General features: G+C 49.0%; 15 protein-coding genes and 1 pseudogene. 11 read left to right on the top strand and 5 right to left on the bottom strand.

The window, feature by feature from the left end; genetic code table 11:
- Nucleotides 1–77 precede the first annotated feature (77 nt).
- The 9 genes and pseudogenes from ABV298_RS03305 (at nt 78) to ABV298_RS03345 (ending at nt 4892) form a co-directional block, all read left to right on the top strand.
- The gene (locus ABV298_RS03305) at nt 78–1478 is read left to right on the top strand and encodes an alginate export family protein (RefSeq protein WP_353720773.1); all 1401 of its coding nucleotides are present in this window, start codon (nt 78–80) and stop codon (nt 1476–1478) included.
- On the top strand, nt 1478–2104 hold the full coding sequence (locus ABV298_RS03310) for an NADPH-dependent F420 reductase (RefSeq protein ID WP_353723133.1): 627 nt from the start codon (nt 1478–1480) through the stop codon (nt 2102–2104). The genes ABV298_RS03305 and ABV298_RS03310 overlap by 1 nt, the downstream gene beginning before the upstream one ends.
- Before the next feature lie 197 nt (nt 2105–2301).
- Nucleotides 2302–2581, top strand: a pseudogene (locus ABV298_RS03315) (DUF6691 family protein); the annotation flags it as partial.
- Between the two features lie 411 nt (nt 2582–2992).
- Nucleotides 2993–3178 (top strand): oleate hydratase, encoded by a 186-nt coding sequence (locus ABV298_RS03320; RefSeq protein ID WP_353720774.1) that lies wholly within the window; start codon nt 2993–2995, stop codon nt 3176–3178.
- Nucleotides 3156–3311 (top strand): hypothetical protein, encoded by a 156-nt coding sequence (locus ABV298_RS03325; protein ID WP_353723287.1) that lies wholly within the window; start codon nt 3156–3158, stop codon nt 3309–3311. The genes ABV298_RS03320 and ABV298_RS03325 overlap by 23 nt, the downstream gene beginning before the upstream one ends.
- Before the next feature lie 12 nt (nt 3312–3323).
- On the top strand, nt 3324–3812 hold the full coding sequence (locus ABV298_RS03330) for an ATP-binding protein (protein WP_353720775.1): 489 nt from the start codon (nt 3324–3326) through the stop codon (nt 3810–3812).
- Between the two features lie 15 nt (nt 3813–3827).
- Nucleotides 3828–4343 carry a response regulator gene (locus ABV298_RS03335; protein WP_353720776.1) on the top strand — a complete coding sequence of 172 codons (516 nt, stop codon included), beginning with the start codon at nt 3828–3830 and terminating at the stop codon, nt 4341–4343.
- Nucleotides 4333–4533 carry a cyclic nucleotide-binding domain-containing protein gene (locus ABV298_RS03340; RefSeq protein ID WP_353723134.1) on the top strand — a complete coding sequence of 67 codons (201 nt, stop codon included), beginning with the start codon at nt 4333–4335 and terminating at the stop codon, nt 4531–4533. The genes ABV298_RS03335 and ABV298_RS03340 overlap by 11 nt, the downstream gene beginning before the upstream one ends.
- Complete coding sequence (locus ABV298_RS03345; RefSeq protein WP_353720777.1) at nt 4530–4892, top strand: Crp/Fnr family transcriptional regulator; 363 nt, start codon at nt 4530–4532, stop codon at nt 4890–4892. The genes ABV298_RS03340 and ABV298_RS03345 overlap by 4 nt, the downstream gene beginning before the upstream one ends.
- Here the strand turns inward: ABV298_RS03345 and ABV298_RS03350 are convergent.
- The 5 genes from ABV298_RS03350 to mnmE form a co-directional block, all read right to left on the bottom strand.
- The gene (locus ABV298_RS03350) at nt 4889–6664 is read right to left on the bottom strand and encodes a hypothetical protein (RefSeq protein ID WP_353720778.1); all 1776 of its coding nucleotides are present in this window, start codon (nt 6662–6664) and stop codon (nt 4889–4891) included. The genes ABV298_RS03345 and ABV298_RS03350 overlap by 4 nt on opposite strands.
- Nucleotides 6665–7126: 462 nt before the next feature.
- Nucleotides 7127–7474, bottom strand: a complete 348-nt coding sequence (locus ABV298_RS03355) for a helix-turn-helix domain-containing protein (protein WP_353720779.1) — start codon at nt 7472–7474, stop codon at nt 7127–7129.
- Between the two features lie 73 nt (nt 7475–7547).
- Entirely contained in the window at nt 7548–8681 is a 1134-nt protein-coding gene (locus ABV298_RS03360) for a site-specific integrase (RefSeq protein ID WP_353720780.1), read from the bottom strand.
- Nucleotides 8678–9286 carry a helix-turn-helix domain-containing protein gene (locus tag ABV298_RS03365; protein WP_353720781.1) on the bottom strand — a complete coding sequence of 203 codons (609 nt, stop codon included), beginning with the start codon at nt 9284–9286 and terminating at the stop codon, nt 8678–8680. The genes ABV298_RS03360 and ABV298_RS03365 overlap by 4 nt, the downstream gene beginning before the upstream one ends.
- Nucleotides 9287–9515: 229 nt before the next feature.
- Nucleotides 9516–10883: a tRNA uridine-5-carboxymethylaminomethyl(34) synthesis GTPase MnmE gene (gene mnmE / locus ABV298_RS03370; RefSeq protein WP_353720782.1), complete on the bottom strand. Its 1368-nt coding sequence runs from the start codon at nt 10881–10883 to the stop codon at nt 9516–9518.
- Nucleotides 10884–11057: 174 nt separating this feature from the next.
- Here mnmE and ABV298_RS03375 point away from each other — a divergent pair, with 174 nt between their 5' ends.
- Complete coding sequence (locus ABV298_RS03375) at nt 11058–11639, top strand: 7-carboxy-7-deazaguanine synthase QueE (RefSeq protein WP_353723135.1); 582 nt, start codon at nt 11058–11060, stop codon at nt 11637–11639.
- The gene (locus tag ABV298_RS03380) at nt 11639–13570 is read left to right on the top strand and encodes an OmpA family protein (RefSeq protein ID WP_353720783.1); all 1932 of its coding nucleotides are present in this window, start codon (nt 11639–11641) and stop codon (nt 13568–13570) included. Before ABV298_RS03375 ends, ABV298_RS03380 begins: the two co-directional genes overlap by 1 nt.
- The last annotated feature ends 141 nt before the right edge of the window (nt 13571–13711 follow it).

Here is a 13711-nt window from a genome sequence, read left to right on the forward strand (position 1 = left end):
GTGCTGGCCAAATAGTACAAAAGATGCTGAGCCCGTTTTGCGGCGCTTCTGATCCGTTTTATCCCAGCATGTCTAAGATGAAAATATCTTTCCAGCCAGGAAAAATCACAGTCGCTGCTTTTTCAGCGATCCTGATCGCGCCGCTTACCCGGGCACAAACGCCAAAATCGGAACCTACCGGCTACTTGGCTGATGCGTCAGAAGAATACTGGCCGGCCGATTCACTGGATAGACGATCCCACATCGGAAAACATGTTCCGATACTTGGTGGAAAGGGTCTAATAAGCAGCGGGGTCAACGTTCGGGAAGGTTTTGAATTTTTCAGGGGTTACTTGTGGGGTATAGGCCCGCAGGACGGCAATGGATATCTGCTCCACCGCATGTTAGTCCACAGCGATCTTCGGTACAAAAGACATTTGCGCGTTTTCGCCGAGTTGCAAAGCAGCTTTATCACCGGTCGTAACGGTGGCCCCAGGCCTGTCCAGGAGCTGAATAAACTTGCGGTTAATCGACTTTTTGGCGAGCTGACGGTAAAAACAGCGGCAATTTCCCGCCTGATACTGCGGCTGGGAAAGCAGCATTTGAATTACGGTCAAGGTACACTTCTGGATTTACGGGATGCGAATGTGCGCAGATCATTCCTGGGCGGCAAATTACAATTTGAAATGGCGCATACCAGGTTGGATCTGTTTGCCATGAAGGCGATAGCGGCGCAAAAAGGTTTGCTTGATGACAGAATCGACCACGATCAACGGATTGGTGGTCTTTGGATGACGCAAAACTTCGGAGAAAGGTCACCCGTTAAAATTGATAGCTACTATCTGCTCATTAGTCGCCAAAATAGTCGTTATAACCAAGGCAGCGGCACGGAGCTCAGACATACCATGGGGATCGGGCTCACACTGAAAGACGAGCGCTGGTTTAGCTTCTCAGAGCTCGACTTTCAATGGGGCAAACTCGGAACAGACAAAATCCTGGCATGGAAAATGGCTCCTTCCCTGGGCTACCGGCTTGGCAGGCTTCCAACACAACCAGTAGTTTCCATCCAGGCCGCCATTTCAAGCGGGGATAAGGACACCGGTGACGGTATTCTGCAAACGTTTAACCCCGTTTACCCCAAAGCCATATTTTACGGATTTATTGATAATGCCGGATCCTCAAACCTGATTGTAGTTCACCCAAAGACCGAACTAAAACTAGCAACCAATTTAGCTCTTACACTGAACTATTACCGATTCTGGCGTCGGCACACAGCGGATGGGTTTTATGCAGTAAACGGCTCTTTCTTGCTGCCAGCTTATGGTACGGAAAAACGGGTCGGGCAAATGGTTGACCTCTACGCGCAGTACCGTGCGGGTAGTCATTGGATGTTCTACCTGATTTCTGCCTACTATGCCAGAGGGGCATACTTAAAAATCAATCCTTTAACGAAAAGTGACATACTGTATTTCGGACTGAAAACGGCTGTCAACATTTAATTCGACTTTCAAAATCAGACTCAATGAAAAAGACATTTGGAATTATCGGTGCAGGAAATATCGGGCAGACCGTAGCGCGCCACCTGCTCAACGCAGGACACGCGGTCATTCTCGCTAACAACAGCGGAGGCGACTCCCTAAAGAAAATCACTCAATCGCTCGGAGCGGGTGCAACGGCGGGCACTGTCCAGCAAGCCGCACAGGCCGATATTGTCTTGCTTTCCTTGCCCTGGTCGCAGGTACCCACATTAAAACAGGTCACAGACTGGGAAGGAAAGACCGTCATAGATGCAACCAACCACTTCATCAGTTACGCCCCCGACTTTAAAGTCGAAGACCTGGGCAGCAAGGCGTCCAGTGAGGTTGTTGCATCCTTGTTGCCGGGCGCCAAAATTGTAAAGGCATTTAACACAATATTTTACAAGACATTGGCCGAAGATCCTAGGGTCATGGGCGGCAATCGGGTACTATTCGTATCGGGCAATGACCCGATTTCGAAAAACGAGGTAATAGACGTGATAGCCTCTTTGGGTTTCGCTCCCATTGATTTAGGATCGCTCAGCGAGGGAAGTAAACTACAACAGGCCAAAGGAGCGCTAGCGACACTAAACCTGGTGAAATATTAGGCCCATTCATAAAAAATCCGGAGGCCGCTTGATTGGTCTCCGGATTTTTTCGGCTTGCCGGCGCTCACCAACCTTGCTCAGTTGGCAGTACAAATACTTGCGAAACATTCACGTGGTCGGGCTGTGTCACCCAATATAAGATGCTGTTACCAATGTCTTCGCCAGTAAGGAAGGTCATCTGTTTTGCGAGCAGCTCCAGCGCAGTACTGGTAGGTATGCTGTCGGTCGGAGTAATTAAGACTTTGGAAATCAAAACTACCCATGGCGAAAAAATCACCTTCACAAAAAAGACATTCAACAAAGGCCACGTTTATGGTGGTTTGCTTTTCGGCTTGGGATGGAGCCTGACCGGGGCTTGCCCCGGTCCTCTTTTTTGCTCAGATCGGGACAGGAGCAACTGTGATGATCGTACCGCTATTGAGCGCAGTTGTAGGGACATGCGTTTATGGACGTTTCAGAACCGAGCTTCCACATTAAAGGGGTGCACTGACAACGGCCAGTACACGGCCAGCGCCCGGATAAAAGAAGCCTGCCAAATGATGCTCGAATGCAAACAGCGGCCCGGCAAGACTAACGTTTACTTCTAAAGCTTTTAACAGCGTGCAAAAAGCTCAATAAAAGGCAAATAAAGGTAAGCCCTGCGTACATGTTGGTGATCATCGTATCAATCTTTCAAGTAACTAAAGCAGTCCATCACCGCGTACTGCCTGGGCCGCATATTTGCCGGATAATAATATTCGATTCAATTCGGTGAAAGAAATAACAACCATATTGCATCGTATCGATAATAGCGTCAAACCGCAATTTGGTTAACATCTGCTAGGCAGAAAATGACCATTGTCAGTTCTTACCAAAAAATGATGGTTAATAGACAGCCTTTTACCTTTCGTGCTACGGCCGAAAGAGGGAATTTACGGTAATGTCGATGGCACGGACGTCCTAACGACTTTGAACGCCTCAAATTGGCAAATTTCTATTTATCTACCATACCAGCCCTATTTTCTTGGACAGGCTGAGCATATTACCGTATTCTGGGATACGAACTTTCCCCATGTACATTGGGAAACTTTGTAAAAAAGCCATGGTGGAGGGCTCGGGGAAAGAAATCCTAAGAGAAATTACAGGACATCTACAAAGCCGGCATATTGAAATGCTGGATGCCTTGTTGACGCATGCGACCGAGGGGATCGTGATCGTGGACAGGTAGGCTAGCATTGTGATGTTAAATCCCAAGGCCCGGGAATTGTTTGGTTATAAAGACCAGGAACTGATCGGAAAGAAGATCGAAACGCTGATCTCGAAACGGTACACCGGCAACCACGTTGGTAAAGGTGAAAGTAATGCATGGATTGACAAACAGCTGCTGCGGAATGTCCTTTTCAACCTGCTTTCGAATGCCATCAAGTACTCGGATAATGACAAATCGATCTTTTTGAGAATGAAAATCAGCCCCGGGCACATTGGCATCGAGGTGGAAGATCAGGGTATAGGTATCCCCGAACAGGATCAGGCGCACATATTCGACCGGTTTTTCAGGGCACACAATGCGGGAAATGCGCAAGGAACAGGCCTTGGATTAAATATCGTGCAAAATTACATTAACCTCATGGGCGGCACTGTGAAGTTCCATAGCGAAGCAGGCAGAGGTACAACCTTCGTGGTAGACCTGCCCAATCCGGAGCTCTCGCAAACCAGAACAGAACTATAAAGCAACCGGACAGACGTGGAAACGAGAAAAATACTTTTAATCGAAGATAATCCGGAAATGCGGGAAAATACTGCGGAAATACTGGAACTAGCCAACTACGAGGTTGTTACGGCCCGCAATGGCAAGGAGGGCGTGCAACAGGCCGGCCTGACAGTCCCGGACCTCATCATCTGTGACATTATGATGCCCGAACTGGATGGTTACGGTGTGTTGCATATGCTCGGGAAGGACGAGCGTACGGCTTCTATTCCTTTTATTTTCCTGACTGCCAAGGCAGAAAAAGACGATTACCGCAAAGGCATGACCATGGGCGCGGACGATTACCTGACCAAACCCTATGACGATGTCGAACTGCTGAATGCAGTTGAAATGCGCCTCAAAAAGAGCGACCGGCTCAAACGACAGTTCGAACGCTCGGCCGACGGCCTTGACCAGTTCATTAAAGAAGCTCGGACCTTCGACCCGATCATGAAACTGGCGGAAGACAAGAAAGTGAAGTTGCTTCGCAAAAAAAGAGACCATTTATACTGAAGGCAGTTATCCATCACATGTATTTTTCCTTCAAAAAGGAAAGGTAAAGGCTTATAAGGCCAATGAAAATGGCAAAGAATACATTACAGACCTGCATAAGGAGGGGGATTTCTTCGGCTATCTGGACTTGCTGCAGGGAGAGCCCTACGAAGAGACGGCCATTGCATTGGAGAATCGGAGGTGGCAATGATCCCGAAAGACGATTTTTTTAGCCTGCTGCAAGGCAACCGCGAAGTAGCGTCGAAATTCATCCGGATGCTGTCCAATGAGATCAAAGACCGCGAAGAGCGGCTGTTGCAGCTGGCTTATAACTCTGTGCGTAAGCGGGTTGCACAAGCGCTCGTCATGCTGGTGCAGCGATATCAGGAAGACCGTTCGAAGCCGTTTTCGATGGCTGTTACGCGGGAAGACATTGCTTCAATGGTCGGTACTGCAACCGAAACGGTGATCAGGACGCTTTCCGACTTCAAGGACGAACGCCTTGTCGACATGAAAGGTAGCCTGATCACCGTTCTCGAATATGAAAAACTGGTCCGGATGCGAAATTAAATCCGGGCTAGTTCTATTTCCATGGCACCAAGTTGCGCCATCATTTCTTGCCGGTAGGCGACCGTCTGATTTGTAATTTCCGGGATCAGGTTTTTATAATACCGGATTCCTTCGAACAAGTTCTCCTTGAATTTTGTAAAATACTTCGCCTTCTTTTCACTCAAAATGGCCGCATGACGTTCCATGTCCCGTTTGAGATAATCCACATAAAGATTCAGCTCGTTGATGAACATGTTGGGCCGGAAGGTTTTGGCCAGCAGGTCAACCTGCCCGTAAATATGCCCTACCATTTCATCCAGCGAATAAATACCCGAAAACCAGGCCAGATTAGGGCCCGGGCAGATCGCCACCGCCTTGTTCTCTCTTGGTTTAACCAGATTATTTTTGATCAATGCAGCCGTGCTTAGGCCGTCGTACAAACATAGTTTTTCAGTAACGGCTTCTATTTGCCTATCCAGGTTGGCGGGACGGGGTTCGAGCGACGACAGCTGTTTGATCTTTAATTGCTGGTACTGACGCGAAGCCGTACAGATCGGTTCGGCGGTGAATTCGGTATTGGAAACCAGGTAACGCTTGTTGCACGGACTGCCCGGGCGCCCCTTCGCAATCCGCTCCAGGCGTTGCTTTTCGGCTGTGCTGCTTTTGAAATTGTTAAACAAAACACCCAGCGGCGAAGAGTCGCTTACATAATAGGCATCGCCGTTCGCATTGGCAAGTTCGCGCAGGGTTTCATCGTCGACATTTGTGACTTCGGGCACCAGCAGGAACGGACTGCCCCACCCTGTGGCTTGGAGCCCGTAATGGTCAAGCAGAAAGCTGTTTTCGGCAGCAGTACCAATCCCGCCCTGAACGGTAATGCGCGTTGCAGGTACATTTTGTAATGCAATGCCTTTATTTTCCAGCGCAATGCTGTACATGGTCACTAATTCGCGAAACATTTCATCCCTTCGGCGTTTAAACTCTTCCAGAACTGGCCCGAGCAGATTGCCTTCGGTGGCAAATGCATGCCCGCCGCAATTCAGTCCTGATTCTATCCTGAACTCGGAGACCCATATTCCTTTTTTCGCAAGAAACTTGGCCTGCACCAATGCGGAACGGTAGTCGCTGACCTTCAAAATCACTTTTTTGCGCAGGATACCACTGCTGTCCGGGTAAAAATCTGGAAAGTTTTCCAGATAGCTGTACAAGCGTGGGTTCATGCCTGCCGACATGATGATAGACGATGACAGCTTGCTCAACGCGAAACCCCTCAGGGCGGCCAGGGCGTCGGAATAAATATCACCAGACACATTCCCGGCTGCGTCCGCATTCATTTTATCGACTTTCGACATGATGTTCACATCGATCGCGCCCGGCACAATGCCAACGCGCAATGCCTCCTCTTCCTGCATTCTTTCAACACCACCTGGCATATTCAGCATCGCTTCATAGCGTTGCTTTACTGAGGATCCGGGTGGTAAAAGGCGGAAATAGCGGGCGATATCATTGTCTTCTCCAAAAGGCTGCTGCTGCAATTCTTGGAAGGATTCCTGGATAATGTCGTGGATGAGGTCCAGGTAAGCCGTGATCCTTTTGGCCCGGTAATCAGGATCTTTTTTGGTGATGGGCGCGTAGGTTTCCCCACGCATGCGTACATAATGCGCCCGCATGCGCTCGATCAGTTCGTCGTCGACAATGGATGCTACCGAGGAAATGCCATATTTGGCAACTTTAACAGGTGTATCGATGGAATATCCCAGGCCAAGGACCGGAATATGAAAAGTATGCGGCATAATGGTATGAATGAGGTTGACTTATTCATCCAAAATTACCGCGCTGCAACAGCTTAAAAACTGATACGCCTTAGCCCGTATGCTGAGAAAGGTCATAACCGGGAGGACCTATTTTTTCTTTTGTTTAGATGCCGCGGCCAGTTCGTTTTCCTGCACACGGAATGCCACGATCCTTTTAATGAGGTCGACCGGCAATGGATCCTTGTCGGCTAAGGGAGGAGGGCAAGCTAATGCAGTTTACCGGCAGGACCAGCATCAGCTTGCCGGTCCATCCGATATCCCAAAAAGGTCAAAAACAATTAGCGGGCATGCACTGCAAACTGGCCGGTATAATGCGACCGGCAGCAAAACGGCCCACTTATCATGAACTAGGTTACCAGACTGAAATGCTACAAGAAGGTTGACCTAACCTAAACCTCGCGGTTGGCGGCCTTCTGTCTGCGCAACTAACTTCTGAATATGTCAACTGATAATTCGCCGTTTATTTGTTGGAAGCTTCAAATATTGATCTGCCTCAGCATGGAGCTCATCGCTAGTCTTCCTTCTGCTATTCTTGATCCATTGATGTAGCTCTGCTCTATCAAAATATAGCCGCTTGCCTTTTTTGTGTACAGGTATTTCCATTCGGCAAACCTTGATATACAGCGTGGACTTAGCCAAGTTTAGAAATTCTGCCGCTTCGGAAATACTTAAATAACTTGGCGTCTTCTCAGAGCAAAGCAACGCTTCTAATTGATCTTCTATACGAAGTAACCGCTCTCTGATCTCACCGACGACTTGCGGCAATTGCTCAAATGTCATTTGATCCATGTTTGTTATATTATGATTGTAATTCCTTGAATTGATACTTCACAGCGTAGGCAACAAACAGAGTGCCTCCCGACTACTCCTGGAACACGAGAGCGCTAGCTGCAATGTTTAATTTGATCCTATGCGACGCATCCCTTTTCAGTTTGTCAACGATTTTCACGTAGATCATCGTAGTCTTAATATCCTGATGCCCCAATAGCTTGGAAACTGTTACAATATCTGTCCCCAACAAGAGCTGCAAGGTCGCAAACGTATGTCGGAAGCAATGAAAACTAATACGCTTTTCGATTCCCGCGTCTTTCAGCCATTCCGGCAGGATGTAGTTTACTTGGGTATATTTCAGCCTCTTAAATACTCGACCTTCCCCTTTCTGCCCCAACAAACCATAGGCCTGATCCGAGATCGGCATAAACTCCGCCCTTCCTGTTTTGTCGGTCAAAAATTGGATGTAGTAATCACCCGCCTGGCCTCTGAGCTCTGACCAATCAAGGGTGCTGATATCCGAAAATCTTAACCCCGTCAGAATTGAGAACAATGACGCTCTTTTGATGACTTCCGAACGGCAACCAGTATCGACGAGCTTTTGCACCTCTTCTTCAAAAAGGAACTCCCGATGCGTATCCTTGGGAGTGATTGCACTGATAATTTCCCCGAGATTAACGGGCAAAAACCCATTTTTGAACGCTTCTTTCAAAGTCGCGCGATATTTGGCAAAATAACTGACCGCGGTGTTGCGAGATATCTTCCTTTTGATCCGACCGATACCTGGTCCGGATAAGAGAAAATCTGCGTATTCTTCGCTGAACGTTTCATTGAGCCGCGGAAAAAGCACTTTGTCGCCTGCAAATTGCTTGAAGTAAGCAATGGCCATTTCCCAGTTTATCCGACTTGTTCCCTTCCTCTTATCCTTCTGAGCTTCGAAGAAGCTTACAAAATCGCCATTCATCATCCTGCTTGACAAAAAACCAAAGCGCTGATTTTGCACGTCCAGTTGCCTTCGGGAGCGGATGGTTTCGGCCAGCTCCATTGTTTCCTTATTATGCAGCCTTTCCAGCTCGGTTTTAGGTTTCTCGTAGATGAAAATTCTCAGATAGTGCTTTCTGACAGGAATTCCATTGTCAGGATTTGCAACCGGAGGATAGATGTCCAGGTAAAGCGACATTCTTCCCTTGCCTATTGTTCTGCGCCTTAGCGTTACCTTGCTCATTTGCCACCTCCTTTCGCTAAACGGTATGCCTTCTCGATATGCTTTTTGGAAATATAAATCTCTTTGCCCTGTTGAAATTTAGGTATCTTCTTTCTGTTGACCATGCTGTAGACTGAATCTCGGGTAACACCCCAGGATTTTGTAATCTCCTCCACCGTATAGCAATTTTCCTTGCTGAGCGGCTCTTCTACAAGCTTAACTTTCTGGACAGGCTTCACTCTCAGTTCAGGAAGCTCAAACAATCGCTGCAATTCTGCCCTGAGTATCCTTGTCTTACGTATACCTAAGTTAATGGCCGGCAACCTACCTGAACTAATCATCAAATGGATCGCCCGGTCGGAACATCCAAGGATTAGCGCCGCTTCCTTGACCGAGAGAAACTCCTTTTCCAGAAGCCGCATCTTCGGAGCATCTCTGACCAGCTGGGTCTGACGATTACTTTCAGTGATTTTCTCGTTCATCTTTTGCAGCTTGGCGGTTTTCCGCCTGAGTTTGTAATTCCGCTTAGCGCAATCATCGCCGCAAAATTTTGTCACAGTTGTTTTCGCTGTGAACTCATTACCACAATGCTGGCATATTCTGGTGATGGAAATGTTAGAGCTCATAAACGTGCTTAAAATGCGGTTAGGTCAAATAAGAGTATTTAAGGGTAAATAAGAGAAGTAATCTCTCCCATTTTTTCTGCCTTCCAAAATCGTCTGATCCTGAGGGACAAATGAGGGACAAAAATTAGTAAATCACTGCGAGAAGGGCAAAAGAAAACGCCTGAAAATTCAGATCAAATGTCTAATTTTCAGGCGTTTGTATATTGTTGCCTACTGGTATTCTATCTACTTATTTCCCGATACAAAACTTCGAAAAAATATTATCCAGCAAATCATCCGTAACAATCGTCCCTGTTATCTCCCCCAGATGATGCAGTGCCAGCCGGATGTCCTGCGCAAGAAAATCACCGGTAACGCCCAGAGACAGCCCATTCAAAACATCGGTAAGCGAATTCGAGGTCTTCAACAAGTGCTCATAATGCCGCAGGTTCGTCACAACGGTATCGCCGGCGGCCTGCTTGTGGACGAGTGAAACAAGTTTTTCGGTCAGTGCGGACAAGTTCCGCTGGGTATGGGCGGAAATGGGGATAATGCCCGGATCTTCCGAAGATAGCGAATCAGCCAGCGAAGGGTTAATATCGGTTTTATTTAAAACAAATAGCACTTGTTTGTTAGCGGGCAGCAGCGCAGCCAGCGCACGGTTTTCAGCCAAAGTTTCAGCGCTATCGAAGAGGAATATCACAATATCCGCCTTATCCATCGCGGCTTTCGAGCGCTCGATGCCGATCGATTCGACGACGTCGTTGGTTTCCCGAATGCCAGCCGTGTCGATGAAGCGGAATTTTAAGCCGTCGAGCACCATCGTATCCTCAATCACGTCGCGCGTGGTGCCCGCAATGCTGGTTACAATCGCCTTTTCTTCGTTTAACAATGCATTCAACAAGGTCGATTTACCGACATTGGGCGAGCCGATAATGGCCACCGGCACACCTTCCTTGATGGCATTCCCAAAATCGAAGGAGCTGATCAACGGCTCGATAGTCGAAAGCAAGGCATCGATTAACCGCCGCAAGTCGTCACGTTGGGCGAACTCCACATCCTCCTCGCCGAAGTCGAGTTCGAGCTCGATCAGGGATGCGAAATGGATCAGTTCGGAACGCAGGGTGGCCAGTTTTCTGGAAAACCCTCCCCGCAGCTGATTCAATGCGGTTTTATGACTGGCCCGGGAGTCGGCGGCGATGAGGTCGGCGACGGCTTCGGCCTGGACGAGGTCAAATTGTCCGTTCAAAAAAGCGCGCTGGGTGAACTCGCCGGGTTTGGCAATGCGGGCGCCTTTGGTAATAAGCAACTTTAATATCTGGCGGATAATGTAATCTGAGCCGTGGCAAGAGATTTCAACGGAGTCTTCTTTGGTAAACGAGCGCGGCGTTTTGAAAACGGTCACGAGCACCTCGTCGATAACTTCGTCGCCGGCATTGATGGTGCCGAAATGCACGGTGTGAGAGTCGGCTTTTTCGAGGTTTTTGCCCTTAAATATGTTATTGACCATGGCAATGGCGCCCAGGCCAGACACACGTATAACACCTATCGCGCCCACGCCCGAGGGCGTGGCGAGCGCGCAAATCACTTCCTGCTGATGGACTGGTTCTGTATTCATAACTGCAAATATGCTACTAATTTGATAGAACCATTATCCCCCGCCGGAAGTTTGAATTTTGTACCTTTACGGGATTTTTCCGCCGCCGCGGCGTGTTACACTTTTTTCAACATTCAATATTTCAATACTTTGCTTACCGAAACTTGGCCCATCGTTACTTCTGAACTTCCGGTGATGGAAGCCTTTTACACCTTGCAGGGAGAAGGCCAGCACAGCGGTCGTGCCGCGTACTTCATCCGCCTCGGCGGCTGCGATGTGGGCTGCCATTGGTGTGATGTGAAGGAGTCGTGGGACGCCGGCATCCATCCCAAATACGACGTCGGCACGATTGTGGACGGTGCAATGCGATATCCCGGCCGGCTGGCGGTGGTTACCGGCGGGGAGCCGCTGATGTACAATCTCGACGGGCTTACGGGCGCATTACAGGCCGCGGGTTTCAAAACCAACATCGAAACCTCGGGTGTGTATCCGTTCACGGGGCGTTGGGACTGGGTATGTTTTTCTCCGAAGAAATTCAAAACGCCCCACCCCGACATTTATGGCAACGCCGACGAACTGAAGGTGATCGTTTATAACAAAAGCGACTTCGATTTTGCCGAAGAACATGCCGCCAAAGTCTCGCCCGATTGCACACTGCTGCTACAACCCGAATGGAGTAAGCAGGACGCGATGCTGCCTTTGATAATTGACTATATCAAAGACAATCCCAAATGGAAAATGTCGTTACAAACTCACAAGTTTATGAACATTCCATAATGCACCGGATTATTCTTTTCTGTATAGCGCTCGGCACATTTACGCTTCAATCCGTTTCAGCTCAGGAAGTTACATTATCCAGAAAAGCGCGGGAAGTATATGATAAGGCACAAAAGGCCTGGCAGGAAAGAAGGCTCCCCGAAGCTACCGAACTGTTCTTAAAAGTGCTCGAAATTGAACCTGACAGTTACGATACGCATCTGAGGCTGGCCCAGGTTTACGAGCTCCAACGAAATCCCGACCTTACCCGGAAACACTATTACAAGGCGATCCGGATAAGGCCCGACGCACCGCAATCCGCACCGGCGTTTCAATGGATCGGCCGCGACCATTTCAATGCACAGCGCTACGACTCCGCACAGGTTTATTTTGAGAAGGCACTTGCGTTGTTCCCGGCCAGGTCCAGTTTAGGCCGACTGGCGGAAAAGTCCGTGGCCTCGTCGAAATTTGCGCAGCAGGCGGTAAAAAACCCGCTGGTGATCGAGAAAAAATCGCTGGGCGATACGGTCAATTTCCTGGAAACGCAATATTTTCCCGTAATGACAGCCGATGACGAAACATTGATATTCACCGGATTGACGGCAAACCGCGACGAAAACATTTACGTCACCCGCCGTGGCAAAAGTGGCCTCGCGGCGGACCGCAGCCCGGCTGACCGCTGGGATGTTCCCGAAGAAATTTCGAAAGCCATTAACACGACCAATAACGAGGGCACCTGTACGGTTTCCGCCGACGGCCGCACGCTCGTTTTCACCGCCTGCAACCGGCCCGACGGCTATGGAAGCTGCGATTTGTATATTTCCCATAAAGAAGGGAAAGAATGGAGCCAGCCGGTTAACCTGGGACAGGAAGTCAACTCCCGCGAATGGGAGTCGCAGCCTTCGCTTTCCGCCGACGGCCATACGCTCTATTTCGCCTCCGACCGCAAAGGCGGCGTCGGCAAGCGCGACATCTGGGTGACGGGCCTCGACGATAAAAAGCAATGGACTGCTCCCCGAAACCTCGGTCCGGCCATTAATACGCCCGACGATGAGAATGCGCCATTCATCCACGCCAATGGCCGGACGCTGTTCTATTCATCCAACGGGCTGCCTGGCATGGGCGGTTTCGACATTTTCATTACCCAAAAAATAGATACGGCCTGGGCCCCCGCGACAAATATCGGCTACCCTATCAACACTGTTTCGGACCAGGTTGGCCTGTTCATCGCGTCCAACGGCGAGAATGCCTATTATACCGACGATAACACGGAAAAAGGCAATGGCCGCTCGTTGCTGTATACTTTTCGTGTGCCCGAATCCCTGCAAAAGATCATCACGCCCACGCGCTACGCGAAGGGTAGAGTGTTCGATAAAAAAACAGGGGCCGTACTGGCCTCCGATATCGACCTGTTTGATCTGAAAACGCAAACCAAAGTCGGCTCGTTTACATCCGACAGCCAGAACGGTTCGTTTTTGGCGGTCTTGAATAGTGGCGGTGAATATGCGTTCTACGTTTCAAAACCGGGTTATTTGTTTAAAAGCCTTTCATTCTCAGTCGATAAGGATCAGTCGTTCGTGAATCTCGAAATCCCGCTTGAAGCGATCGAAAAAGACCGCGCGGAGGTTTTGAACAATATTTTTTTCAAAACAGGCGAGTACATTCTGGACGACAAATCGAAGGTCGAGCTCGACAAGCTGACCGACTTTCTGAGTAAAAACAAAGCCATTAAAATCGAAATATCCGGCCATACGGACGACGTCGGTTCGGATACGGAGAACATGGCTCTTTCGCAACGCCGGGCACAGTCGGTACAATATTATCTGCAGCAATCGGGAATTGCGGCCGACCGCATTTTGGCCAAAGGTTATGGAGAAACAAAGCCCGTGGCACCCAACGATTCCGACGAAAACCGCCAGAAAAACCGAAGAATCGAGTGGCGCATCCTTTGACGGCATTTGCATAAGGAGCTGGAATTTTGCACTTTTGTCAGTCTGCCGGTGTTGTACCAACAGGTACAGAAAGGCAAAATCCCTATCCACACACGAAGATTCGGCCTTACGGTTACCACTGGGTTTTCCAGCAAAACATAG

Source organism: Dyadobacter sp. 676 (genome assembly GCF_040448675.1).
In the GTDB taxonomy this organism is placed as follows: Bacteria; Bacteroidota; Bacteroidia; order Cytophagales; family Spirosomataceae; genus Dyadobacter.